At 39.7% G+C, this 26,522-nt stretch carries 25 protein-coding genes and 1 pseudogene; 23 read left to right on the forward strand and 3 right to left on the reverse strand.

Translation table 11 applies throughout. The features are described 5' to 3' along the window. The first annotated feature begins 60 nt into the window (after positions 1-60). The 4 genes from B1201_RS13275 to B1201_RS13290 all read left to right on the forward strand — a co-directional run bounded on the left by B1201_RS13275 (position 61) and on the right by B1201_RS13290 (position 3,763). Positions 61-1,095 carry an AraC family transcriptional regulator gene (locus tag B1201_RS13275; RefSeq protein WP_078193954.1) on the forward strand — a complete coding sequence of 345 codons (1,035 nt, stop codon included), beginning with the start codon at positions 61-63 and terminating at the stop codon, positions 1,093-1,095. A 199-nt stretch (positions 1,096-1,294) separates the two neighbouring features. Beyond that, complete coding sequence (locus tag B1201_RS13280; RefSeq protein ID WP_078193955.1) at positions 1,295-1,648, forward strand: hypothetical protein; 354 nt, start codon at positions 1,295-1,297, stop codon at positions 1,646-1,648. 314 nt (positions 1,649-1,962) lie between these two features. Beyond that, positions 1,963-2,931, forward strand: coding sequence for an aliphatic sulfonate ABC transporter substrate-binding protein (locus B1201_RS13285; protein ID WP_078194005.1), 969 nt, complete (start codon positions 1,963-1,965; stop codon positions 2,929-2,931). A 70-nt stretch (positions 2,932-3,001) separates the two neighbouring features. Next, a complete protein-coding gene (locus B1201_RS13290; protein WP_373684747.1) occupies positions 3,002-3,763 on the forward strand; it encodes an ABC transporter permease in 762 nt (253 codons plus the stop codon). A 115-nt stretch (positions 3,764-3,878) separates the two neighbouring features. Here B1201_RS13290 and prmC read toward each other — a convergent pair whose 3' ends face one another. Together prmC and prfA are read right to left on the reverse strand one after the other, a co-directional pair. Then, positions 3,879-4,697 carry a peptide chain release factor N(5)-glutamine methyltransferase gene (gene prmC, locus B1201_RS13295; RefSeq protein ID WP_078193957.1) on the reverse strand — a complete coding sequence of 273 codons (819 nt, stop codon included), beginning with the start codon at positions 4,695-4,697 and terminating at the stop codon, positions 3,879-3,881. After that, positions 4,697-5,785 carry a peptide chain release factor 1 gene (gene prfA / locus B1201_RS13300; protein ID WP_078193958.1) on the reverse strand — a complete coding sequence of 363 codons (1,089 nt, stop codon included), beginning with the start codon at positions 5,783-5,785 and terminating at the stop codon, positions 4,697-4,699. Before prfA ends, prmC begins: the two co-directional genes overlap by 1 nt. 367 nt (positions 5,786-6,152) lie before the next feature. Here prfA and B1201_RS13305 point away from each other — a divergent pair, with 367 nt between their 5' ends. The 5 genes from B1201_RS13305 (at position 6,153) to B1201_RS13325 (ending at position 10,130) form a co-directional block, all read left to right on the forward strand. Continuing rightward, positions 6,153-6,581 carry a glycine zipper domain-containing protein gene (locus B1201_RS13305; protein ID WP_078193959.1) on the forward strand — a complete coding sequence of 143 codons (429 nt, stop codon included), beginning with the start codon at positions 6,153-6,155 and terminating at the stop codon, positions 6,579-6,581. Between the two features lie 289 nt (positions 6,582-6,870). Continuing rightward, positions 6,871-7,398 carry a hypothetical protein gene (locus B1201_RS13310; RefSeq protein ID WP_078193960.1) on the forward strand — a complete coding sequence of 176 codons (528 nt, stop codon included), beginning with the start codon at positions 6,871-6,873 and terminating at the stop codon, positions 7,396-7,398. Positions 7,399-7,576: 178 nt separating this feature from the next. Further along, entirely contained in the window at positions 7,577-8,584 is a 1,008-nt protein-coding gene (locus B1201_RS13315; RefSeq protein WP_078193961.1) for an LLM class flavin-dependent oxidoreductase, read from the forward strand. A gap of 233 nt (positions 8,585-8,817) precedes the next feature. After that, complete coding sequence (yiaA, locus tag B1201_RS13320; protein ID WP_078193962.1) at positions 8,818-9,294, forward strand: inner membrane protein YiaA; 477 nt, start codon at positions 8,818-8,820, stop codon at positions 9,292-9,294. Between the two features lie 263 nt (positions 9,295-9,557). Continuing rightward, positions 9,558-10,130: a flavoprotein gene (locus B1201_RS13325; RefSeq protein WP_078193963.1), complete on the forward strand. Its 573-nt coding sequence runs from the start codon at positions 9,558-9,560 to the stop codon at positions 10,128-10,130. A gap of 998 nt (positions 10,131-11,128) precedes the next feature. On the opposite strand, the gene B1201_RS13330 is transcribed toward B1201_RS13325, so the two are convergent. Further along, positions 11,129-11,965 (reverse strand): pyruvate, water dikinase regulatory protein, encoded by an 837-nt coding sequence (locus B1201_RS13330; protein WP_078193964.1) that lies wholly within the window; start codon positions 11,963-11,965, stop codon positions 11,129-11,131. 153 nt (positions 11,966-12,118) lie between these two features. Between B1201_RS13330 and ppsA the strand changes: the two genes are divergently transcribed. From ppsA to dnaB, 14 genes and pseudogenes are all read left to right on the forward strand, one after another. Further along, on the forward strand, positions 12,119-14,497 hold the full coding sequence (gene ppsA / locus B1201_RS13335; protein ID WP_078193965.1) for a phosphoenolpyruvate synthase: 2,379 nt from the start codon (positions 12,119-12,121) through the stop codon (positions 14,495-14,497). A gap of 82 nt (positions 14,498-14,579) precedes the next feature. Continuing rightward, the gene (locus tag B1201_RS13340; protein ID WP_078193966.1) at positions 14,580-15,362 is read left to right on the forward strand and encodes an RDD family protein; all 783 of its coding nucleotides are present in this window, start codon (positions 14,580-14,582) and stop codon (positions 15,360-15,362) included. A gap of 301 nt (positions 15,363-15,663) precedes the next feature. Then, positions 15,664-16,731, forward strand: a complete 1,068-nt coding sequence (cyoA, locus tag B1201_RS13345; RefSeq protein ID WP_078193967.1) for a ubiquinol oxidase subunit II — start codon at positions 15,664-15,666, stop codon at positions 16,729-16,731. Positions 16,732-16,734: 3 nt separating this feature from the next. Next, positions 16,735-18,723, forward strand: coding sequence for a cytochrome o ubiquinol oxidase subunit I (cyoB, locus tag B1201_RS13350; protein ID WP_078193968.1), 1,989 nt, complete (start codon positions 16,735-16,737; stop codon positions 18,721-18,723). Between the two features lie 4 nt (positions 18,724-18,727). Further along, positions 18,728-19,348, forward strand: a complete 621-nt coding sequence (gene cyoC / locus B1201_RS13355) for a cytochrome o ubiquinol oxidase subunit III (protein ID WP_078188581.1) — start codon at positions 18,728-18,730, stop codon at positions 19,346-19,348. After that, positions 19,348-19,674: a cytochrome o ubiquinol oxidase subunit IV gene (locus B1201_RS13360; protein ID WP_078188582.1), complete on the forward strand. Its 327-nt coding sequence runs from the start codon at positions 19,348-19,350 to the stop codon at positions 19,672-19,674. The genes cyoC and B1201_RS13360 overlap by 1 nt, the downstream gene beginning before the upstream one ends. 10 nt (positions 19,675-19,684) lie before the next feature. Continuing rightward, on the forward strand, positions 19,685-20,563 hold the full coding sequence (gene cyoE, locus B1201_RS13365) for a heme o synthase (RefSeq protein ID WP_078193969.1): 879 nt from the start codon (positions 19,685-19,687) through the stop codon (positions 20,561-20,563). Between the two features lie 100 nt (positions 20,564-20,663). Next, on the forward strand, positions 20,664-21,170 hold the full coding sequence (locus B1201_RS17270; RefSeq protein ID WP_306670024.1) for a hypothetical protein: 507 nt from the start codon (positions 20,664-20,666) through the stop codon (positions 21,168-21,170). Between the two features lie 164 nt (positions 21,171-21,334). Next, positions 21,335-22,780, forward strand: coding sequence for a hypothetical protein (locus tag B1201_RS13370; protein WP_322853443.1), 1,446 nt, complete (start codon positions 21,335-21,337; stop codon positions 22,778-22,780). 6 nt (positions 22,781-22,786) lie between these two features. Then, positions 22,787-23,574, forward strand: a pseudogene (locus B1201_RS13375) (DUF3142 domain-containing protein). A gap of 157 nt (positions 23,575-23,731) precedes the next feature. Further along, a complete protein-coding gene (gene rpsF / locus B1201_RS13380; RefSeq protein ID WP_004696436.1) occupies positions 23,732-24,118 on the forward strand; it encodes a 30S ribosomal protein S6 in 387 nt (128 codons plus the stop codon). A gap of 12 nt (positions 24,119-24,130) precedes the next feature. Further along, positions 24,131-24,358, forward strand: a complete 228-nt coding sequence (gene rpsR, locus B1201_RS13385; protein ID WP_004278792.1) for a 30S ribosomal protein S18 — start codon at positions 24,131-24,133, stop codon at positions 24,356-24,358. Positions 24,359-24,367: 9 nt separating this feature from the next. Then, a complete protein-coding gene (rplI, locus tag B1201_RS13390) occupies positions 24,368-24,814 on the forward strand; it encodes a 50S ribosomal protein L9 (protein ID WP_078188585.1) in 447 nt (148 codons plus the stop codon). A 238-nt stretch (positions 24,815-25,052) separates the two neighbouring features. Further along, positions 25,053-26,492 carry a replicative DNA helicase gene (dnaB, locus tag B1201_RS13395; RefSeq protein WP_078193970.1) on the forward strand — a complete coding sequence of 480 codons (1,440 nt, stop codon included), beginning with the start codon at positions 25,053-25,055 and terminating at the stop codon, positions 26,490-26,492. The last annotated feature ends 30 nt before the right edge of the window (positions 26,493-26,522 follow it).

The raw sequence follows: 26,522 nt of genomic DNA on the forward strand, positions 1-26,522 counted from the left end.
CAAATGTTGCATCTTTTCTGATGTAATTGGACAATTCTGAACAAGGACCTATCCGCACATATGCCGAAGCATGGACTCGAATACAGCAAAGGGACGATTTCAATCGACTTGGTGCATGAAGCATTACACGATGCGCAAAAAAAGCACTTTGATATTTCTGCTATTTTACAAAAGTCTGGTATACCCTCAGAGTTACTGCTATCAAGTAAGACCAGAGTTTCCGTTTCACAATATGCGGCTTTATGGACTCATCTTGCAGATGTGATGGATGATGAATTTTTTGGCATGGATCGGCATGCCATGCGACGTGGTAGTTTTAAGCTACTGTCGAAAATGATCATGCATAACAGTACCTTGGGTGATGCACTCAAGCAAATCCTACAATTTTTAAATCTGGTTTTAGATGACTTGCATAGTGATTTAATCATTGAAGATCACTTTGCTTATATCGTGATCTATGACCAACATGCGCCTAAACGCATGTTCAGCTATGCCACATATTTAATGCTTATCCATACGCTACTGTGCTGGCTAAGTGGTCAACGGATTTTATTAAACCAAATCCAATTTAAATGTGATGCACCTATTGATGATCACGACTACAAAGTTCGCTTCTGTGAAAATATTCATTACCAAGCCAGTCAAAACTACATACAGCTCGATGCCAGTTATTTAAGTCTACCCATCAAGCAAAACACACGTTCGTGGTATCAATTCTTACAACAAACACCTGAAAACCTTTTGGTACGCTTTAAAAACCCGTATGCGCTCAGCAGCCAAATTCGTAAACAACTGTTAGACGTTCCTCCTGCCGAATGGTTAGAGTTTTATGAGTTGGCGGTCAAAATGAATATGTCGGAAGCCACGATGCATCGCCGTCTTAAAAGTGAAGGTGTGAGTTATCAACAACTCAAAAATGATATCCGACGAGATACCGCCATCGATTTTTTAACCCATACCGATAAAAGCTTACAAGATATCAGTGAAGAACTAAATTTTCATGATCCGAGTGCTTTTCATCGGGCTTTTAAAAAATGGACAGGTGTCAGTCCTGGTGCATATCGACAAAATAATGCGCCTGAATTCAAGGCCTAAAATTTGATATTCGCTATTTATAAATTGAATATTCATCTAATTAATAGAAAATCAATAACTTAAAAATATTCAATAAATAGACTGACCATTCATCCTTGAACGATTGCTACTTTAGTCTAATTAGGTTATTTTTCACTCAATTTAAAGCACTTTGCTTATTTTTTTCTAATTCTCCTGCATCTCCTTGAAAGGCTTTCCTATGCTTAAGATGATTGATGTTCTTGAACAACAACTTGTTCAAAACTTTTCAGATTCTCTTTTCACTCAGATTGACGCAATTGATGAACTGTTTCACGAACAGCTTAAAACTGTTGCAGATATCGATTTGCAAAATTTGATTTCACAATTTTTTAGCACTGAAAATGCAGTTGAAGTTGCTCATGCACTGGATATCCAAGCAGATGACATTGAAGCAATTCAAGCAGGTGCAAATCTAAAAGATGAAAATTTAGTGAGTGCAACTGCAAAAATTATTGCTTACTGTCTTGCAGTAGAAACATCAGCTTTAGAACAAGTTGAAGTCTCCGATAGCTTACAAGACTACCCAATGTAAGTATTGATCACATATAAAAAGCAGCGAAAGCTGCTTTTTTATTGGAAAAGTTATTTTAAGTCTGTAATTCACTATAATTTTTGAATATTCTTTACACTAAAATATCTAAGCATTTTTCATGCAAGTTTACACATTAATTTATATAACGAAATTTCATCACAATTAAATCCAATAAAGTATTTTAAATCAAATACCTATATTTGATTTATACGCTTATCTCGATTTCTATTATTCTTAGCATTTATTCTGTTTTGTTTCTGAAATATTTCCGTCGTATCTATGTGCTCATAATTCAACACTTGATTGTGAACGATATGACTTCCCTATTTAAAAGCTCAAAACTAATTTTTTCTACGCTGACATTCAGCCTATTCAGTAGCTCTATCTTTGCTGCTATTCCTTCGACACTTAAACTGGATTATGCCTACTATGCACCGACCAGTTTAGTGGTGAAGGAACAAAAACTCTTAGAAAAAGCATTACCCAAAACACAAATTAAATGGGTCTTTAGCCAAGGTAGTAATCGCTCACTCGAATATCTCAATAGTGGCAGTGTGGATTTTGCCTCAACAGCAGGACTTGCAGCCGTTTTGAGTCGTGCCAATGGCAGTCCGATTAAAACCGTATATATACAGTCACAGCCTGAATGGACGGCATTGCTTGTGGCAAAAAACTCTCCGATTAAAAGTCTGAAAGACCTCAAAGGCAAAAAAATTGCAGCGACCAAAGGAACCGATCCATTCATGTTTACTTTGCAGTCGTTGGAAACAGTCGGCCTCAATAAACGTGATGTGCAATTGGTACATTTACAACATCCTGATGGAAAAACAGCTTTAGAACGTGGTCAAGTCGATGCATGGGCGGGATTAGATCCACTCATGGCATCGGCACAGGTACAATCAGGCGCGCGTTTGCTTTATCGAAATGTGGGTTTTAACAGCTATAGCGTTTTAAGTACCAAACAACAATTTAGCCAGCAAAGTCCTGAAGCCGTTGAAGCTGTGATTAAAGCCTATGAACAAGCACGACAATGGGCCAAAGCCAATCCAGATAAATTAGCCGAATTATTGGCACGTGAGTCTAAGCTTCCATTGGCTGTTGCCAAGCTCCAGTTAAGTCGTACCAACTTTGATCAAAATATCCCAACAGCTAAACACATTGCGGCCTTAAAGAAATCTGGCACGATTTTGACTGAAGAAGATTTAGTTCGTAAAGGAACCAATGTCAATCAAGTCATTGACCAACTTTTTGAAGCACGTTATGCGAAAAAGGTTGTGAAATAACATGTTATCATCACTGACTCAACCCAAAATCAATACAGCGGTTTCGACCGCTTCCGATTCATCAAACCATATAAAACCCAAGTTGATCTTGATTTTAAAAGGTCTTGCTCTACCTGTGGTTTTATTGCTGCTATGTGAAATCTTGGTCAAAAATGGTGTTATCGAACCGTATCTACTCCCCGCTCCGAGTAGTCTTTGGCAGTCATTTATAGAGTTATCTGAAGGTGAACTTTGGCAGCATATCTGGACTAGTACTTGGCGGGTATTTTTAGGCTTTTTTATTGGTAGCGGACTTGCTCTGATTTTTGCACTCTTAGTTGGTTTGAACGAACAAGCCGAAGCATTTTTGGAACCTACATTTTCAGCAATTAAATCTATCCCTAGTTTGGCATGGATTCCCTTACTGCTCTTATGGTTAGGTATTGATGAATCATCAAAAATCATCCTCATTGCCATAGGTGCTTTTTTCCCGACCTATACCAATACCGTTGCAGCAATTCAAGGTGTAGACCGAAAACTCATTGAAGTTGCTCAAGTTTATCGTTTGAAATATTTGAGACAGATTCGTGAGATTATTTTACCTGCAGCATCACCGGGTATACTTACAGGCTTACGCAATAGTTTAAGTTTGGCGTGGATGTTTATGATTGCTGCCGAACTGATTGCAGCCACGCAAGGTATTGGCTATTTGCTCAGTGATGGTCGTGAAACCTCACGTCCAGATATCGTGATTATCGCCATTATTCTATTGGCACTCTTAGGGAAAATCACCGATAGCCTAATGAAATATCTAGAACAATATCTATTGCGTTGGCGAGATGTGGTGAAGTAAACCTATTTTCTACACTTGCAAATGCACACATACAAACGCTCACATGTGAATTGAAAAACAAAAAAATAAAGCGCATTCAATGCGCTTTATTTTTGACTATTTCTCTAATACCAAATCAATGTTGCCACTGACCTAAGCTGACACGGTCATTGCCACCATAATCTTTTACAGTCCGAACATTTCGATACCCAGCTTGTAAGAACAAATGTCTGACCGCTTCACCTTGGTCATAACCATGTTCGAGCACCACCCAACCATTCACGGTTAAATGTTTTTTGGCTTGAAGAATGATTTGCTCAAGATCTGCAAGCCCATGATTGTCTGCAACCAAAGCACGTTCAGGCTCTGTCGCCAAATCCTTCATGTGTACATCCTCAGCATCGATATACGGCGGATTTGACACAATTACATCAAAGAAAGCACGTCCAAAAGGTTTTAACCAAGAACCTAAGACAAACTGCACATGTTCAAGATCATGCTTTTTGGCATTAAATTCAGCAACTTCCAATGTAGGTTCGTAAATATCTGAAGCCACAATTGACCAATCTGGACGTTCACTGGCTAATGATAACGCTACAGCACCAGTTCCTGTTCCTAAATCGACCACACGAGCATCTTCAGGAAGTTCTAAACGCAGTACAGTTTCAACAAGTACTTCCGTATCAGGACGTGGCACCAAAGTATCTTTAGTCACTTTTAAGTCTAGCGTCCAAAATGGCTGAGAACCTGTGACATAAGCCAAAGGCTCACCCGCAGCAATACGAGTAAGACTGTCGACATACAGTTGTTCTTGTTCTGCCGTCAATTCTTGATCCTTTTTCATGATTAAATCAAAAGAATCAATCTCGGTGATATGCTCTAACAACCACGCATTTTCCTGACGTTCATAACTCTCAGGTTCACCACGATAGGCCAAAGCCTGTGCAATATTCATTAGCCACCATTCTGCTGTGCTAATAACGCCAACTGATCGGCTTGATATTCACGATGCAAACTATCTAGCAATTCAGTCAAATCACCTTCCATCACTGCATCCAACTTATACAGTGTTAGGTTAATACGATGATCAGTCATACGACCTTGTGGATAGTTATAGGTACGAATACGCTCAGAACGGTCACCAGAACCCACCAAGTCACGTCGCATTTCAGACGTCGCGGCATCTGCCGCCGCACGTTTGGCATTTTCTAAACGAGAAACCAACAGCGCCATCGCTTTGGCTTTGTTTTTATGCTGTGAACGTTCATCCTGACATTCTACAACTGTACCCGTTGGAATATGGGTAATACGCACAGCAGAGTCAGTTTTGTTAATGTGTTGACCACCCGCACCAGATGCACGATAGGTATCAATACGTAATTCTGAAGGATTAATTTCAACACTGGTGTCTACATCAACTTCCGGCAAAATCGCAACAGTACATGCCGAAGTATGAACACGACCTTGTGACTCAGTTGCAGGCACACGCTGTACACGATGCGCGCCACTTTCAAATTTTAAGCGACCATATACACCTTCACCATTGATGAGGCAAATCACTTCTTTATAACCGCCATGTTCACCGTCATTTTCAGACAGCACTTCAATACGCCAACCTTGTGATTCAGCATATTTACTGTACATGCGATACAAGTCACCCGAGAAAATTGCAGCTTCGTCACCACCTGTTCCGGCACGAATTTCTAAATAAGCAGAGTTCGCATCATTCGGATCTTTTGGAATCATCAGAATGTTTAAGTCTGCTTCAAGCTGACCGATCAAAGCTTTATTTTCTTTGATTTCCTCAACGGCCATCTCTTTAAAATCTGGATCCGTCATCATTACTTCAGCAGTCTCAATATCTTCTTCAGCTTGACGGTATTTTTTCCAAACTTCAGTGATTTCAGATAAATCACTATGCTCACGTGACAACTGACGGAAACGTTTGTTGTCTGAAATGACTTCTACATCTGCGAGTAATGCATTTAATTCTTCGTGACGGTCAGAGAGCTGATCTAATCGTAAACGTAACGATTCTTTCATTTTTCAAAAAATCTCAATACACAGGCTCTACCGCTAAACTTTCACGGATATGCCAAAATTCAAAATAATGGCGCTAGTGTACCGATAATAGGTCTGAAATGACATATATATTGTTTTTTGGCCTATCAATGACCCTAAATATCAAAGTGTGAACTTCATCACTCCTACCTTTCTCCACAAAGTCGTACAGATTTTCTGCATTCGACCATTTTTTTCACAATATTAATAAAACTTATACAAACTAGACACTCAAATCACCAAATAAAGAGAAAGCTCTCCATATTTATAGCGAATAGTTTTGTTACATTTACTGCCATCGAAATGATTAAGAAAAGTCCTCGCGTTTATGAAGGACATGGAGTGAACTATGAAACTGAATACTCTTTTAATGACAGCCACTCTAGCAACTGCTTCTATGTTCACTGTGTCTGCAAATGCAGATAGTACAACACGCGTTGCTGCAGCTAGTGCATTAGGTAGTGTTGCAGGTACTGCAATTGGTAAAAACATGGGCGGTAATACCGGCGCTACAATTGGTGCAGCTCTTGGTGGTGCTGGTGGTGCTGCGGTAGCAAGTAATAAACGCAACCGTACAGAATCTGCTATCGGCGGTGCTTTAGGTGGTGGTACAGGTTATACTGTTGGTAAAAGCATGGGCGGTACAAACGGTGGTTACATCGGCTCTGCACTAGGTGCTGCTGGTGGTGCTGCTCTAGGTAATAAAATCTCTAAAGATAAAGCTTACGACAAACACCAAGAACGTAAATACAAAAAACGTTATCGTCGTCGTCACTAATTCAAAAATTAGTGAGTCCTTATTGAATAGTGAAAATAGCACCTTCGGGTGCTTTTTTATGTATCGCCTTTTTTCAAATGATAAATACAACTTTATTTATTGCACCTCATACATATGTAGATTTACCTTCTCTCCAACCAAGCCATCAATCATGTAGAAATAAAGTGCAAAATTTACATTGCAGCAACGGAACACGTATTTTATTTCACATCACGCTCCAAATATTCGCTATGTGTTTTCATATATTGATATCAACAGATAAACATCATGCTTCGTAAGGAGTTTAAAAATGAAAATTAATAAAATTCTATTCAGTGCAGCAATTGCCGCTTCAGCACTTACTATGACTGCAACACATGCAGGTAATAGCACCAATACTGCATTAACATCTGCTTTAGGTGGTGTTGTTGGTGCAGCAATCGGTAACCAAGTTGGCGGCCAAACTGGCGCAATGATTGGTTCAGCAATTGGTGGCGGTGCAGGTGCTGCAGCATCGGCGAACAAACGTGACCGTAATGGTGCCATCATTGGTGGTGCACTTGGTGGCGCAGGTGGTTATACCGTAGGTAAAAACATGGGCGGCACAAACGGTGGTTATATCGGTGCTGCACTTGGTTCAGCCGGTGGTTCTGCACTAGGTAAAAAAGTGTCTGAAGACCGTCGCTATGATGACCGCTACAATGGTCGTTATGATGATCGCTATGACCGTCGTTATAACAACCGTGGCTATCGTACCAATAATTACAGCTACAACGACCGAGGCTACCGTGGAAACAATGGTCGTCACTTAGGTTGGTACAAAAACGGTAAACGTTAATCGATATATTTCAATGAAAAAAATCAGCACCTTCGGGTGCTTTTTTTGTATATAAAAAAAGTTTAGATATATCTAAAGTTGCCTTTTCACACCGCCCCACGACCATATCGAGTTTATTCGATATACATTAGGCTTTTTATATCGTATTATTTCGATATAAAGATCTCTGAGAGAAAACATGCGTACTCTAGCCGATACAAAATTTTCAATACTTGAACTCGCACCTGTTCGAGATGATAAAACCATCGAATTTTCACTCAAACATGCACTCCAATTAGCACAGAAAGCAGAACAACTTGGCTATGAGCGTCTATGGTTAGCCGAACACCACAATATGGACGGCATCGCAAGTTCTGCAACTGCGGTTTTACTCGGTTATCTCCTAGCAAATACACAATCTATCAAGCTCGGTTCAGGCGGGATTATGTTGCCTAACCATGCGCCGTTGGTTGTCGCTGAACAATTTGGCACGCTTGAAACGCTATATCCTGGCCGCATTGAACTCGGCTTAGGTCGGGCACCAGGTACCGACCAAACCACCATGCGCGCTTTACGCCGTGGCCGTCAGGAAACCGAAGATCAATTTCCACAAGATGTCCTTGAGATATTGCAATACTTTAAAGCACCTGAGCCACAGCAGCGCATCATTGCTACACCGGGACAAAATACACATGTTCCTGTATGGCTTTTAGGTTCAAGTCTGTTCAGTGCACAACTCGCTGCACGTTTAGGTCTACCCTATTCTTTTGCTTCACATTTCGCACCACGCATGCTTGGACAAGCAATTCAGCTCTATCGTGAGAATTTCCAAGCATCCGAATATTTAGATCAACCTTATGTTTCTATGGGCGTACCAACGGTTGTCGCCGAAACTAATGAAGAAGCAGAATATCTGGCAACGAGTGCTTATCAACGCGTTTTAGGTTTAATGCGCGGTCAAAGTTTAAAACTCAAGGCTCCAGTCGACAGTATGCAAGGCTTATGGTCTACTGCAGAAAAAATGTCTGTTGATAATTTCTACGCTATGGGACAAGTCGGTTCAAATGCAACCGTTCAAGCGGGTTTAGAAAACCTACTCACCAAATATGACGTTGATGAATTTATTTTCACCTGCGACATTTACGATACCGATAAGCGCATTGAAAACTTCGAGCGTTTAATGCAAATCAAAAATGATCTCGCTTAAGACTCTAAACTTAATGATCTAATCCAAGCGTTTAATCCGTCTAAAGGTAGAATTGTGATTGCGTCTTTTGTGGCTCTTTAGACGGATAGCAGTCAACAGATAATATGGTTTCGGCTAACAACGACCAAACCTGTACTTAAAAACCATCATTGCCTCAACGAAATAATTGCTTTACTCATTTTTATTGCTGTATAAATATTAAACATAAGCAAAACAAAGAGAAAAATAAGCAGATGAGCCAATATATTAATAAACCCACACCCGCATTTATCGCAGCAAGTTGGTGTGCACTGATCTTAGGCGCTGTGGTGTTTTGCATAGGTTTATTCAATGCAAATATGATGTTGAATGAAAAAGGCTTTTATCTCATTTTATTGCTTTATGGATTATTTTCATCGGTTTCACTACAAAAAATCATTCGTGACCGTTTAGAAGGAATGCATGTCACTGCAATCTACTTTGGACTGTGCTGGGCATCCGTCATTATTTGCCTCGTACTTCTTGCCATTGGTCTATGGAATGCTGAACTGGCATTAAGTGAAAAAGGTTTTTACATGATGGCTTTCCTAATGAGTCTGTTTGGTGCAGTTGCTGTACAAAAAAATATTCGTGATATGGACTATTTACGTACACATACCGACCAACCCGAACTTAAGCATTCAACCCCGAGTCAGCTTGACTATAACTCATCAGATGATGAACCACTTTAAAACTCACAAAATTTATAGATCTCAAAAGCTGTTCATGCAGGTCGCTCATTGTTTTATCGATCTGCTTGAGCGGTTAATGAACTACAACGCATAAAAAAATCAGTTCACTCCTAGAAATGTATAAATGACAAGGGCCAAGCAAATCAATTCTAGACAAATTGTATGACTCATCAGACTGAAAAAACGCTTTACCCCGACTGGCCCATCACAGAATATATTCCTATCTAAGACTCAACTAAAAAAACAAAAGACAAGGAATAAATATGGCCAACAAGCAGGATGCAACCCACCATAATTTTAATAATCATCTAGAGGATTTTGAACACTTTCGTGGAACGATCATCAGTTCAGAACAGATCAAAGATTATGACTTTAAGAAGCAAAAAATCGCAATTATTGGGATAGATCAGCATGTGGTCTCTGAATTGCACCATCTATGTCAGGTTGCAGATAACATCATGGTCTATCAAATCAAACCGCAATTTGTCTTACCACGCACCGAACGTCTACTGAATAAATTAATCCAGCACCCACTGATTGCAAAAAATCGACGTTTATTTAGCAATCGTATTAAGAGTATTTTGGCGATTCGCTTTTTAGAAGATCAAGTGCCGAACCATTGGTTAAGACATTTACTCAGTCCAAATACCGCAATTCAAAACAAAACCTTCCTAAAATCTGATCATTATTATGCAGCATTACAGCAGCCAAATTGCATCTTAAATACTTGGCCAATTGCAAAAATTCAGAGTAATTCAATCACGGCTTTAGATGAGCATACGTTTGAGTGTGATGTCATTGTGCGCAGCGAATCTAACCAGCCTGAAGAAAAGTAATTACAATGAAATGATTTTCACATAACATTTACTATAATTTATCCGATTGATCAAAACTCACAACACCAAAAGCCATCTCTGGCGGCTTTTGGTAACTCCCCTACTATATTGGATACTTTCATTCGATAAGGCTAAGGATTCTTAAAAATCCATAAATGAAAATAGCTTTAATCGTGCTACATGCTTTTTCAGCTCTCAGACTTAAATCATGCATCAGCACTACACCTGCAGATAGAGCGAGTTTATAGAGGTGTAATTTTGGAATAATTATGATCAATTCTTCATGAAAACTTTATTTCAAACCAATAATTTTTTCAGTGCTTATTTTTTTACACAGCTCTATTTACTCCTTAACTGTAAGTTAGAAAATTTATACCGATGCTCATGTTCAGCCAACATTTACTTATGTTCTAATCTATATTCAATAGGAAAATAACAGCTAAAAATCCAATTTTAATATTACTTCATATCAGCTTTTAAAGCCTGAATGTTATCAATTTGAATATTTTTCACTCACATCAATTAGATAAATGGTGCCATTTCTTTATATTTAGCACCCAAAAGCAACTGTTTGATTATTTTTTATTCTATTTTCTGCCTATTTTTTTAGCATTTAAATCAGTATTTTTGAAAAATTGATTAAATATTAAACCATATCAGCTAAATCTTGTATTTACACAACTCATATCAAGTGGATTATTCAGGCTTAATTCATAGATAAAGATACAGCAAAACACGGATTTTTATAAAAGATTTGTGCTGTCAATTTGGTCATATTTTATAAATTTTTAGGCAAAGAAATTTATCGAATTGGTACACAAATGAATGCAAAAATTGCTTAAAATTTAAGTCTAAATATTGAGGAAAATTTTCATCAATATCTTAAATATTTATCATTCATTAAAAGTATGACAAACCAGAAATTAATACTATTTTTATATAATTTATACGGTAATTTATTATTATCAGAAGAGCCACCAAAGTGGCTCAATTTACACTTAACCAATGCGACGCTTCAGTCCGGTCATTTGTAAAACACGTGTTGAAATTTCTTCAATCGACATTTCAGACACATTTAAGTATTTGATTCCTTCAGAAATATAAATACCTTCAATCGCACGTAGTTCCATTTGGCACTGACTAAAACTTGCATAACGACTATTGGCCTTACGCTCTGAACGAATTGCTACAAGGCGCTCTGCATCAATCATCAAGCCAAACAACTTATGTTTGTGCTCACGTAAAACTGCAGGTAAACGGTTGTCATCCAAATCTTCTTCTGTCAAAGGATAATTAGCTACACGAATACCAAATTGCAAAGAGAGATAGATTGAAGTTGGTGTTTTACCCGAACGTGATACTCCAATTAAAATCAAATCTGCTTTATCATAATGACGAGTACGTGCCCCATCATCGTTATCTAAAGCAAAATGCACCGCATCAATACGTGCTTTATAAGACTCAGAATCTGTAACTGCATGGGTTTGACCGACTAAAGTCGTAGGAGCTGTACCCAACTCGTCCGACAATTTACTAATAAGCCCTTCAAAAACATCAAGATTTATCGCATTTGCAGTATTAATAATGTCACGTACATACGGGTCTACAAGGGTATCAAACACCAAAGGCTTTTGACCGTCTTGCTGCGCTCTAAGATTGATCTCTGCAACCACATTTGTAGCTGCTTCTTCAGAGGTAATATATGGAATAATATGAATGTCAAAATCTACATGAGGGAACTGGGCTAACAGTGAGTGTCCAAGTGTTTCTGCGGTAATCGCGGTACCATCCGAAACAAAGAAAACACTACGCTGAATCTGTTTACCTTCTGACATTAAAATTCTCCTCCAAAATTTGTCTTAGTGCTATATAATCTTTATAGTAAACCATCTTACATGACTGTCACTTAGTAAATTTAGAATGCTAAGTAATTTGTTATAATTTCATGCCAAGATAGTGATTAATACTGCAAAAGTGGAGTAACAACTTTGGAAGCGCGCGTAATTGGTCTAGAAAAATTAGGGAAACACGACGTAGAACTCGTGGGTGGTAAAAACTCATCATTAGGTGAAATGATCAGCCATCTAGCAAATGCTGGTGTATCTGTTCCTGGTGGTTTTGCTACTACAGCTCAAGCATATCGTGAATTCCTCGAGCAAAGTGGCCTAAACGCTAAAATTAACGCTGAACTTGCTGCACTCAATGTTGACGATGTAAATGCACTTGCTGAAACCGGTGCAAAAATCCGTCAATGGATTGTAGACACTCCGCTTACTGCTGAACTTGAAAAAGAAATTCGTGAGGCTTTCACAGCTCTTTCAAACGGCAACCCTGATATCGCGGTTGCCGTTCGCTCATCTGCAACAGCAGAAGACTTACCAGATGCTTCATTTGCTGGCCAACAAGAAACTTTCTTGAACATCCGTGGTATCGACAACGTCCTTATTGCGATTAAAGAAGTATTTGCTTCACTTTATAACGACCGCGCAATTTCTTACCGTGTACACCAAAACTTCGCACATGACGTCGTTGCGTTATCTGCAGGTGTTCAACGCATGGTTCGCTCTGAAACAGGTGCAGCTGGTGTAATGTTTACACTAGATACAGAATCTGGTTTCCGCGACGCAGTTTTCATCACAGCTTCTTATGGCTTAGGTGAAATGGTTGTACAAGGTGCTGTAAACCCTGACGAATTCTATGTATCTAAACCACTTTTAAATGCAGGCAAACACGCTGTATTACGTCGTAACCTTGGTTCTAAACACCAAAAAATGATTTATGGTGAAGAAGGTGCTGCAGGTAAGTCAGTGGTTGTTGTAGACGTTGAAAAAGCAGATCGTCAACAATTCGCTTTAAATGACCACGAACTTCAAGAACTTGCTAAACAAGCATTGATCATTGAAAACCATTACGGTTCAGCAATGGACATCGAATGGGCGAAAGATGGCGATGATGGCCAAATCTATATCGTTCAAGCACGTCCTGAAACTGTGAAGAGCCGCCAAAACGTGGGCACAATGGAGCGTTACCTGCTTAAGCAAAAAGGTAATGTGATTTGTGAAGGTCGTTCAATCGGTCAACGTATTGGTTCTGGTCGCGTTCGTATCGTGACTTCGATCAAAGAAATGGACAAAGTTCAAGACGGCGACGTACTTGTATCTGACATGACTGACCCAGATTGGGAACCAGTAATGAAACGTGCAGCTGCGATTGTCACTAACCGTGGTGGCCGTACTTGTCACGCTGCGATTATTGCACGTGAGCTTGGTGTTCCTGCAATCGTAGGTTGTGGTAATGCGACTGAAGTATTGACTGACGGTCAAGAAGTGACTGTTTCTTGTGCTGAAGGTGACACAGGCTTTATTTACGAAGGTGCTTTGGACTTTGAAATCCAACGTAATTCTATCGAATCTATGCCTAAACTTCCGTTCAAAATTATGATGAACGTAGGTAACCCTGACCGCGCATTTGACTTTGCTCAAATTCCTAACGAAGGTGTTGGTCTTGCTCGTCTTGAGTTCATCATCAACCGTATGATCGGCGTACATCCTAAAGCATTGCTTAATATTGACAGCCTACCACGTGAAACTCGTGCTGCTGTAATGTCACGTACTGCGGGTTATGCATCTCCTATCGAATTCTATGTTGAAAAACTAGTTGAAGGTATTTCTACACTTGCTGCAGCGTTTGCTGACAAACCAGTGATTGTTCGTATGTCTGACTTTAAGTCAAACGAATATGCAAACTTAATCGGTGGTAAGTTATACGAACCTGAAGAAGAAAACCCAATGCTTGGCTTCCGTGGTGCAAGCCGTTATGTGTCTGACAATTTCCGTGACTGCTTCGAACTTGAATGCCGCGCACTGAAAAAAGCACGTGACGAAATGGGCTTAACTAACATTCAAATCATGATTCCTTTCGTACGTACTGTTGCTGAAGCGAAACGTGTTATTGAATTGTTAGCGCTTAACGGTCTTAAACGTGGTGAAAACGGTCTTAAAGTGATCATGATGTGTGAACTTCCAACTAACGCATTATTGGCTGAACAGTTCCTTGAACACTTCGACGGTTTCTCTATCGGTTCTAACGACTTAACTCAGTTAACACTCGGTCTAGACCGTGACTCTGGTATCGTTTCTCACCTATTTGATGAACGTGATCCAGCCGTTAAAGCACTTCTTTCTATGGCAATCCATGCTTGTCGTAAAGCTGGCAAATACGTAGGTATTTGTGGTCAAGGCCCTTCAGATCACCCTGACCTAGCTAAATGGTTAATGGAACAAGGCATTGAGTCTGTTTCGCTTAACCCAGACTCAGTATTAGACACTTGGTTCTTCCTTTCTGAAGAAAAAGCTCAACAAGCTTAATAAACTGTGTTAAAAAAAGACCCACATGTGGGTCTTTTTTTTTATTTATACTTTTACAGACGTTTTTTGAGATTTTAGTTTTATGCAGATTTACTTGGCACGAAATAACCAACAAGCTGGTCCCTATACCTTAGAACAACTTAACCAAATGCTCGCGAGCCAACAAGTGTTACTCACGGACTTGGTTTGGCACCAAGGTATGACCGAATGGAAAGCTTTGGGTGAACTCACTCAAGGTCAGTTGGTTTATATGCCTGCAGGTTATATAGCACCGACAGCATTCGAATCAAATCAAACTACAACTACGCCATCAAATACCTACACACAACCTCAGGCTGTACAATTGCAAACTAGCCTAGCAAGTATTCCTAAACGTGTTTTGGCTAAGATCGTCGATTTACTGCTTTGGATACCGGCAACTTTTATCTTAACGGCATTTTTTAATCCAAGTGAAAAGACACAATTTGCCAATCTAAATGAACAGTTTATGCAAGCTGTGATGACCCCAAATGCTGACCCTAATGTTTTACAAGCACTACAAACACAAATGGTTGAGATGTTTCCCAACCAAGCTTGGATTGCAATGTTTGCTTACCTCTTCATTATGCTTTTCATTCAAGCGTATTTGATTGCTAAATCTGGTCAAAGTATTGGTAAAAAAATCACCAAAATTAAAATCGTAGATGCCGAAACTAGCCAACCTGTCAACCTCATGCGTGGCTTCACTTTACGTAGTGTTTTATTTATTTTTCTGAACTTTTTATCGATGCCTTTAAGCGCAATCATTGATTCCGTTTTTATTTTCGGCAAAAAGCGTCAAACTTTGCATGACAAGTTAGCAAAAACCAAGGTAATAAACCAATAACTTTCACTTTTATTGAGGGATGAATTTCTCATCCCTTTTTTGTGCATTACATTGAAATTAAAATAAAATTCAGATAAAAAAAACACAATCCCGACCAACAAAATAGGGTTTTAATACAGTCATTTAAAGCATCTTTATGTATAGCTTAGTTTGCCGATATCAGGCATAATGCCCTACAACGTAGCGGTGTCACATCATTGTGAACTTTTTTTCATATCTGAAAAATCACAATCATGCGACACTTTATTCGCTATCCCAATTTTAAAAATTAGGGAATGGGACTCTTCACCGAGGTTGTAAAATGAGACAAACAATTTTAGCTGTATTGTCTTTATCTGCGATCGCTGCACTCTTAACTGGGTGTGGTGGTGATATGGTACTTCTAAACTCAAAAGGTCCAGTTGCTGAAGGTCAGTCAAACCTCATGCTTACTGCGATCTACCTAATGTTGTTGGTAGTTATTCCATCAGCACTTATGGCTCTTTGGTTTGGTTGGAAATATCGCGCGTCAAATAAAGATGCAGACTATGCACCTACTTGGGCACACTCGACTGCAATTGAAGTTGTAGTTTGGGGTATTCCCGTAATTATTATCGCTATTTTAGCTTGGTTAACTTGGTGGGGTTCCCACAAGTATGACCCTTACCGTCCACTCGAGTCAGATAAAGCTCCTTTAACTGTTCAAGTTATTGCTGAACAATTTAAATGGATCTTCATCTACCCTGAACAAGGCATCGCGACTGTAAACGAGATCCGCTTCCCTGAGAAAACTCCTGTAAGCCTTCGTTTAACATCTAACTTCACAATGAACTCATTTTTCATTCCGGCGTTAGGTGGTCAGATTTATGCTATGGCAGGTATGCAAACTCACTTGAACTTATTAGCTGATGAAACTAGTCCTGCTGAAGGCTTCCGTGGTTTCTCTTCTAACTATTCAGGTTATGGCTTCTCACAAATGCGCTTCCGTGCACATGCTGTGACTGATGCTCAGTTTGCTGAATGGGTTTCTGCTGTTAAAGCTGGTAATGGTTCTTCAGTTAATCCTGAAGCGGTTCAAAAAACTGTTTTAGACCAAGCTGAATTTGCAACCTTACGTGACGGCAACCGTTCTAAACACCAGATCGAAGTTTTAGTTGCCAAAGCAACTACTCCTGAAGAGAAGGCTCTAGCTGAAGCAATGAAGCCTTACCCTACTAAGCCACACCCAGTGACTTACTATTCTTCAGTTGAACCTAAATTGTTCGAATCAGTGATTAACAAATACATGAGCAACTACCACGGTGCTGATCATACAGCTACTGTTGGACACGAAGCTGCTGCTTCTGAAGCTCATGCAGGCGTTGAACATGCGACTGTTGCAGGGGAATAAGACATGAGCTTATTAGGTAAGTTAGGACCAGATGCAATTCCACACGACCCAATCGTGTTGGTTACTGTTGCAATGATGATCCTTGGCGGTATCGCAATTGTTGCTGGTATCACCTACTTTAAAAAATGGGGCTACTTGTGGAACGAATGGTTCACATCTGTAGACCATAAAAAAATTGGTATCATGTATATCCTCGTGTCAATTGTCATGCTTGTGCGTGGTTTTGCCGATGCGATTATGATGCGTCTTCAACTGTTCCTTGCAAAAGGTGGCGGTGAAGGTTACTTACACCCAGAACACTATGACCAGATCTTTACTGCCCATGGCGTAATCATGATCTTCTTCGTAGCAATGGGTCTAGTTGTTGGTTTAATGAACGTTGCTGTACCACTTCAAATTGGTGCACGTGACGTAGCATTCCCATTATTAAACTCTCTTAGCTTCTGGTTATTCGCCGGCGCTGCGGGCTTGATGATGGCTTCTCTTGCAATTGGTGAATTCGCTGCAACAGGTTGGATGGCTTACCCTCCACTTTCTGGCATCGAATACTCTCCAGGTGTAGGTGTAGACTACTATATCTGGGCACTTCAGGTTTCTGGTCTAGGTACGCTTCTTACTGGTGTTAACTTCTTCGTTACCATCATCAAAATGCGTGCGCCTGGCATGAAACTTATGGACATGCCTATTTTCACTTGGACTGCATTAGTTACTGTAGTGCTTATCGTTGCAACATTCCCAGTTTTGACTGCGACTATTGCAATGCTTTCACTTGACCGTTACTTCGGCTTCCATTTCTTTACAAATGACATGGGTGGTAGCCCAATGTTGTATGTAAACTTGATTTGGACTTGGGGTCACCCGGAAGTTTACATCTTGGTATTACCAGCTTTTGGTATTTACTCAGAAGTTACTGCTGTGTTCTCACGCAAAGCGTTGTTCGGCTACAAATCTATGGTGTACGCAACTGTAGCAATTGGTGTTCTTTCACTAGTTGTATGGGTTCACCACTTCTTTACAATGGGTGCTGGTGCCAACGTTAACGCGTTCTTCGGTATCATGACCATGATCATTGCGATCCCTACTGGTGTGAAAATCTTCTCTTGGTTATTCACCATGTACAAGGGCCGCATCACCTATACAACTCCAATGCTTTGGACACTTGGCTTCCTTGTGACTTTCGGTATTGGTGGTTTAACAGGCGTATTAATGGCAGTTCCACCAGCGGACTTCTTAGTACACAACTCTTTATTCCTTATCGCTCACTTCCATAACGTAATTATTGGTGGTGTAGTGTTCGCGATGTTCGCGGGTATCATTTTCTACTGGCCAAAAATGTTTGGTTGGAAATTGAATGAAACTTGGGGTAAAGCAGCGTTCTGGTTCTGGTTCTTCGGTTTCTACTTTGCATTCATGCCACTTTATATCCTTGGTTTCATGGGTATGACTCGTCGTTTGAATACATATGACAACCCTGAATGGGATCCGTACTTAGCGATCGCTTTATTTGGTTCTGTATTGGTTGCTATCGGTATCTTCTGTTTTGTTATGCAAATCGTTGTTGGTTTCCTTCAACGCAAAGACAACATGGACGTTACTGGCGATATCTGGGATGGTCGTACTCTTGAGTGGGCTACTTCATCTCCTTCACCATTCTATAACTTTGCTTATCTTCCAAAGATCAATGGTATTGATACTTTCTGGACTGACAAAGAAAATGGTGTTGCTTACGCTAAGCCAACTACATACGAAGACATCCATATGCCTACAAACCGTGCGGCAGGTTTCGTAATTGCAATGTTTATTACAGTTATGGGCTTCGCATTAATCTGGCATATCTGGTGGTTAGTCGTTGTAACTTTCATTGCTTCAATTATCAGCTTCATCGTTTCTTCTTTCACTAAGAAAGTGGACTACTATGTTCCAGCTGCAGAAGTTGAACGTATTGAAAATGAACGCTACGCGCTTCTTGAAAAACATTTGAAGAAGGACTAAGACAATGGCTGAAGTACTTCATCACGACAACCACGGACATGACGAACATCATCATCACGATGATACTGACATCACTGTCTTTGGTTTCTGGACTTACTTGATGAGTGACTTGGTTCTTTTCGGGACACTCTTCATCGCGTTCGCTGTATTAAGTAGCCACGTTCCAGTGGGTACGCCAAGTGCACAAGAGCTGTTTGGTGAATCTTTAGGTTTCGTTTTAACTGAAACTTTCGCCCTTCTTATCTCTTCTGTAACTTTTGGTTTTGCTGTTCTTGCAGCATACAAGAAAAATGTTGGTCAAGTTTTAACTTGGTTAGCAGTTACTTGGGTATTTGGTGCAGCCTTCATTGGCATGGAACTTTATGAGTTCAATCATTTAGTTCATGCTGGTCATGGCCCAAGCACAAGTGCGTTCTTATCTGCGTTCTTTACTTTAGTTGGTACGCACGGTATTCACGTAACTTCTGGTTTGGTATGGATGCTTGTGTTGATGTTCCAAATCAAGAAATATGGTTTGACACTTCCAAACACTCGTCGTCTTGCTTGCCTAAGCTTGTTCTGGCACTTCCTTGACATCGTTTGGATCTGCGTATTCAGCGTTGTTTACTTGATGGGAGTTATCTAATGAGTCACGATCATAACTCTGCTGGTGCAGCTCACGGTAACGTTAAACAATATACAATCGGTTTTATCCTTTCTGTTCTACTTACCGTAATTCCATTCGGTATGGTAATGGCAGGTGGTTTTAGCCGCGGTCTATTGGTTGCCGTAATCGCGATTACTGCGGTTGCTCAGGTTCTTATTCAGTTAGTTTACTTCCTGCATATGAACTCTTCTTCAGAGCAACGCTGGAACGTGATTGCATTTGTTTATACAATCCTCACAATTGCTATCCTTTTAGTAGGTTCTGTGTGGATTATGAACTACCTTCACTTCAACATGATGATCTAAACTGGTCGTCATGCTGAAAAAGTATTTATTCCTGACTAAACCAGGAATTCTCTTTGGTAACTTTGTTACCGCTTTGGGTGGCTACTTTGTAGCTGCCCAAGGTTCTGTAGATTTCCTTCTGTTGCTTCTTACCCTCTTAGGCACCCTCTTTGTGGTCGCTTCTGGATGTGTTGTTAATAACGTTATTGACCAAGACATCGACTCAAAAATGCAACGCACACAAAATCGTGCGATGGTTAAAAAATCAATCTCGATTCCTGTTGCTTTAGTTTTTGCTTTAGTTTTAGGTGTATTTGGTTTTAGCATTTTATGGTTCTGGGTAAATGCTTACGCTTTTCTTTTTGCTGTTATTGGTTTTGTCGTATACGTTGGTTTTTACAGCTTATGGACAAAACGAACAACAATCCATCAAACCATTATCGGCAGTCTTTCTGGCGCAGCGCCACCTGTAATCGGGTATACGGCTGTTGCAAACCAGTTTGATTTAGGTGCATTACTGATTTTTATTGGTTATGCATTTTGGCAAATGCCTCATTCTTGGGGAATTGCTGTTTACCGATTTGATGACTACAAAAATGCAGGTATTCCAATTTTACCTGTAGCTCGTTCAATTCACCGTACCAAAGTTGAGTCTTTGGTTTATGTGTTTTTGTTCTGCATCACCATGAACGGTTTATTCTTTTTTGGTTATGCGAATTGGATTTATATGATTGTCCTGAATGCCTTAAGTCTGTATTGGATTTATTTAACCATTCAAGGATTCAAAGCTGAAGATGATCAAATTTGGGCAAAACAATATTTCATGTTTTCAGTCAAATTGATCACAGTGATTAGTTTAATTTTTAGTTTCACTTCCACTGCCCCTCTAAAGCCAATTGTATTTTTTTAAAAAGATAGAGTTTTACTCTATCTTTTTTATTTATGAATAGCTTCAAACCCTAAGCCCAACTTGATACCATTGCACACACAAATATAATTAACTGTGCCTTATGTCATATCAAAAAAAATTTATTCACTCTGCCCTTTTCACATCAAGTATTCCATTCGGTATTTTCTTTAGTATGCAAAGTCATGCAGGCATGGATATTTATTGTGAACCGTCGACACTTATTCAAACCAATGCTTATACCGCATGCGATGAACTCCCTGCGCTCACACCAGCAAATGACAATCAAACCAACATGCTGCTGTTGCTTAGCGATTTAGGTATTGCCAAATTTAATATTCATGAAGATAAATCCACACTTTGGCGAACTAGCTACAGCAAAGTTCCATTTGAAGTTTCCAGTATCATGAGCACTAGCAGCAATAAACTGCCGAATGCGCGTAAACCTTTAAAAACACCTGATCTAAGTTTTAACGAACATTGCAACAGCATTCAAAATGGCGCACAAGCCTTTATTGAACAAGTCAAAAAAGACAGTAAGCTTTCAAGTAGTGAAAAAAACACCCTGATTCGCGAACGTCAAAAATTAATGATTGCGACAATAAACTAACTTTGCTAAGCGTAAATCCCAATTGGTCAGTATCTGCACGCCAATATGCATCGTATTTAAACGCCACAATTTCGTTTTACAATGCTAACTTTTCCACAGCGACTAAGATTTATTCAGTATTAACTAATGTGGATCAACCTTGGCTGAAAGAAACATCACAATATATGTTGATTCGAAGTGCTTTAAATGAGGCTTATCAAAGTGGTTTAGGTGAATATGGCGATTTAGATCATGACAAACTTAACCAAAGTTTATTAACCAATTTTTTCAATAATATCACCCAGTACTTTAAGCTCTATCCCCAAGGTCAATATGCCGCAAGTGCACGCGGTTTATTAAGACGTGGATTTTGGCTCAGTGGAAAACATGATTTGCTGATTTATGAATACGTATGGCAAATCAATAATCCTAAATCCAGCGTTTATAACTTAGAGCTGCCCAATCTACCCTATGAATTAGATCGTCATGTATTTCAAAGTAAGCGTCTGAATGTCAAAAATTTGAAAGATCCGTTTTTCCTCACTATCTATGATCTGATGCACATGCGGAAAATACAAAGTTCCGATGATATTGTCATTTCCTGGGCTGAATTAAACGCACAAAAAAATTATTTTAAAGACGCGCCAGAACTGTTCCAGTATTTGCAAGCGAACCACTTATTTTATGTGCAAAACAAAGCACAAGAAGCCTTGAAATACCTTCCCCAACAAATGCCGAATAACATAGGCAGCTACCTTCAATTGAGCCAAGTCATGTTGAAAGGTCGCATTTTGGAAGCAAGTGGACAAAATCAAACAACGCAGCAATATTGGGAAAATCTACTTTCCATTAGCAAAACAGCTGAACAACGTGGTTTGGCTGAACTTATGCTGTATCGTTACTATGCTCAGCAGCAAAATACAGCACAATTTATCGGTCCCTCAGCAAAAATTAAACAAGCTTTTTTGCAGCAACAATATTTAGTTGAAGTTGCAAATGAACAAAGCTTAGTGAGTGTTGTGAAAAATAATGCAGCGACTCAGGATCAAAAAAATGTAGCACTTTATACCTTACTGAACAAATCACTGGCTTATCAAAATTTTGATTTATTTAATCAAGCCTATACCGAATTACCAACTAATGCAGCCCAGTTTAATAGTGAGCAAAATACTGCGGAGAAATATCGCTATCAACCACCATTTGCCAATTTCTTATGGAAAGGCATCACTGTGAGCAATTCAATCAAATGCCCTGACTTAGCGACATTGACCAAACAATTACAAGCAAATCCGAAAGACCTGAGCCTGCAATTGTGTTTAGGTGAGTATGCGCGTAGTTCACAAGCCTACAGCATGGTCGATCTCAGCTATCAGTCAGATGATTCGCCACAAAGTTTTAAAGGTCGTTATTTTGCACGCGGAGATGTATATAAAAATATTATTAAAACAGGGACAAAATCTGAATTAACGGCTTATGCGCTGTACCGTGCCATTCAATGTTATGCACCAAGTGGTAATAATGAATGCCAAGACAAAGATGTGAGTAAGTCTGTACGCAAACAATGGTTTGATCAAATCAAACGGGATTATCCTGAAACAAGTTGGGCTAAATCCTTAAAATATTATTGGTAATTTTCAATGCTTTTACAGGTGATGAGGCGGGTAAATACATTAGAACTTTTGTTCATATTGAGCATTGTCTTGTGTTCCGCTTGTTCACCTGCCCAATCTGGAAATACACAACAAGCTCACACCGAAATACAGCAACGTGTTAATACAGCACATTATTCAAGTTTTTGGATTTGGGGCAATATTTCTAGTAGCCCCTACTTACAGCAAGCCACGGAGCTCTATATTTTACAAGGTGAAATGAATTGGAATAAACCGTTAAAGCAATCCGAGTTTATCCCACAAGGTATTCAAGTCCTCCATAAACCACAGCAGAAAATTTGGATTGTAATCCGTAGCCATCATTTACAATGGTCAAATAACAATATTCAGCAAATTTTGCAGCGGCTTAAAAATTGGGAAAAAATGGCAATCAGATTCAAGGCTTACAAATTGATTTTGATGCAAAGACACAAAATATCCATCGATATGCGGTATTCCTTGAAAAGATACGAAAGAAAATGCCTCAAAAATATCGTTTAAGCATTACGGGTTTAATGGATTGGACCAATGTTCAGGATCAGCAAACCTTAAAATTACTTGCTCAAAATATTGATGAGATTGCTATACAGACCTATCAAGGCAGCCACACCATTAAAAACTATACGCTTTATTTAAATAAAGTCTCAAAATTAAAACTCCCCTATAAAATTGGTCTTGTACAAAACGGGCTTTGGCAAGCACCTGCACATTTAGCGCAAGATCCTTATTTTAAAGGTTATGTGGTATTTTTATTGCGCAGTGAAAAACCGAATTAAACCATAAATAATTCAAGCATTTTAAATCCATGCCTTGTATTTCAAACCTAAACGCTCTAAAATTCACGCTTCGCAAACTTTGCGACACAACTTTGGTTGTGACTCCTTGCTTCAATCAATTAATGATTGGGGCTGCCTAAACCGTAAGGAGCTGACAATGCGTCACTACGAAATCGTACTATTGGTACATCCAGACCAAAGCGATCAAGTTGTGGGTATGGTAGAACGTTACCTAACTCACATCAAAGAAGCTGAAGGTCAAATCCACCGTCTTGAAGACTGGGGTCGTCGTCAATTGGCTTACCCAATCAACAAGATCCACAAAGCTCACTACATTCTTATGAATGTTGAGTGTGGTCAAACTACTCTTGATGAGCTAGAAGAATTGTTCCGTTACAACGATGCAATCATTCGTAGCCTTATCATCCGTCGTGAAAACGCTATCACTGAAGAGTCACTATTGGCTAAGAGTGCTGAAGAAAAACGTGCGCGTAAAGCTCAACGTGAAGAAGCACAACAAGCTCAAGACTCTGCTGAAGCATAAGGAGAACATAACATGGCACGTTTTTACCGTCGTCGCAAGTTCTGCCGCTTTACAGCTGAGAACGTTACGTACATCGACTACAAAGATATCGACACTTTAAAACAGTACATCACTGAAAACGGCAAGATTGTTCCTAGCCGTATTACAGGTACTAAAGCTCGTTACCAACGTCAATTAGCGCTTGCTATCAAACAAGCTCGCTACTTGTCTTTGATCCCTTACACTGACAATCATAAGTGAGGTTGAGCTGTGGATATTATCTTATTACAACGCATTAAAAACCTTGGTAAATTAGGCGATAAAGTTTCAGTTAAAGCTGGTTACGGCCGTAACTTCCTTATCCCTCAAGGTAAAGCAGTTGCTGCTACTGAAGCTAACACTGCTGCATTTGAAGCTCGTCGTGCTGAACTTGAGAAACAAGAAGCTGAAGTATTAGCTGCTGCTCAAGCACGTGCTGACCAATTGAACGAAGTTAACATCGTGATCACTGCTAAAGCTGGTGACGAAGGTAAACTATTCGGTTCTATCGGTACTCGTGACATCGCTGACGCGTTAACTAATGCTGGTCTTGTTGTAGACCGCGCAGAAGTTCGTTTACCAAATGGTGCGCTTCGCAACACTGGTGAATTCAACATCGCAATCCAATTGCATCATGATGTTGTTGCAGAAGTTCTAGTTACTATCGTAGCTGAGTAATTTCTTGCAAAGAAAAGAGCATGCTTACGCATGCTCTTTTTTTATCTGTAAAAAATAGTGCTCCAACTTTTTTATATTTTTAACTCTTCATTCAATTCAATGTATGACGAATTAATCGGAAATACTTGTTCGCATTTCTGTAGAAAACGCCTATCATTTCAGTTCAATGAAGAGTTGAAAAAACTGTAATTAGCACCCATTTCCATCACATTAAATGGTTTCAGCATCAGGGATTTTTATGTCACAGGCGAATGCCAGCAAGCCAAACTCTACGCCAACAGCAAAAACCACAGAACAAAGTTCGTTGAAAGAGTTTCGTACCCCACCCCATAACCTTGCGATTGAACAAGCCGTGCTTGCTGCACTGATGACCGTTGCAGAATCTTTTGAGCAAGTGGGTGATGTACTGACTGAAGCTGATTTTTATGCGACCCGTCATAAATATATTTTCCGTGCCATCGACCAGCTATCAAAAGATAACTCTCCTTATGATGCGGTCTTGGTCAATGACTGGCTGATTAAACAAAACTTGCTCGATGCTGCAGGTGGTGAAGAATATCTGATGCAACTCATGTCAGATTCACCTTCAAGTTTCTATAACCTTGAAACTTATGCTGCAAAAATTAAAGAATTTTCCACTTTACGCAGCATGATTAAAGTCAGCTCAGAAATTTTACAAAATGCCTATGACACCAAAGGTCGTACGGTCAGTGAAATTTTAGATCTCGCAGAAACCAATATTTTCTCGATTGCCGAGCAACACAACAACAACGCCAAAGCACAAGGCCCTAAAGCTATTAACTCTGTCGTTGCTAGTGTTTTTGATAAGTTGAATGAACTTTCACAAACTGAAGGCAGTATCACGGGTTTAACCACTGGATTTGTTGAACTAGATAATAAAACCTCAGGTATGCAAGCAGGCGATTTGATTATTGTGGCGGCCCGTCCATCGATGGGTAAAACCACTTTCGCCATGAACTTGGTTGAAAGTGTGCTGTTTAATAATAACCTGCCCGCTCTAGTTTACTCTATGGAGATGCCCGCGGATTCGATTGCGATGCGTTTGATTTCATCATTCGGTCGTGTACATCAAGGGCATTTGCGTGCAGGTAAAATGGATGCTGATGAATGGTCAAAAGTGACCAGTACCATTGTGCATCTCCAAGAAAAGAATTTGTATATCGATGACTCGTCTGCACTACCTCCAACGGAAGTACGTGCCCGCGCGCGCCGAATTGCCAAAATGCATGGCGGTAAACTTGGCTGTATCATGGTCGATTACTTGCAGCTTATGAAAGTACCCGGTATGGGCGATAACCGTGTTGGCGAGATCTCGGAAATTTCCCGAAGCTTAAAAGCACTGGCTAAAGAAATGCACTGCCCAGTAATTGCACTGTCACAGTTGAACCGATCACTGGAAAACCGTCCTAATAAACGCCCAGTGATGTCCGACTTACGTGAATCGGGTGCAATCGAGCAGGATGCCGATTTGATCATGTTTATTTACCGCGACGAGGTTTATAACAAAGAGTCTAAAGAAGCAGGTACTGCAGAAATTATTATTGGTAAACAGCGTAACGGTCCAATTGGTACTGTGCGTCTTGCCTTCGAAGGTCAATACACCAAATTTAGTAACCTCTCCCCTGAGTTTTATGCTCAGTATGATGATGAAGAGTAAAGACTCTTTATCATCCATTAATTCATCGAC

This window comes from Acinetobacter sp. ANC 5600 (assembly GCF_002018395.1).
Lineage (GTDB): Bacteria > Pseudomonadota > Gammaproteobacteria > Pseudomonadales > Moraxellaceae > Acinetobacter > Acinetobacter amyesii.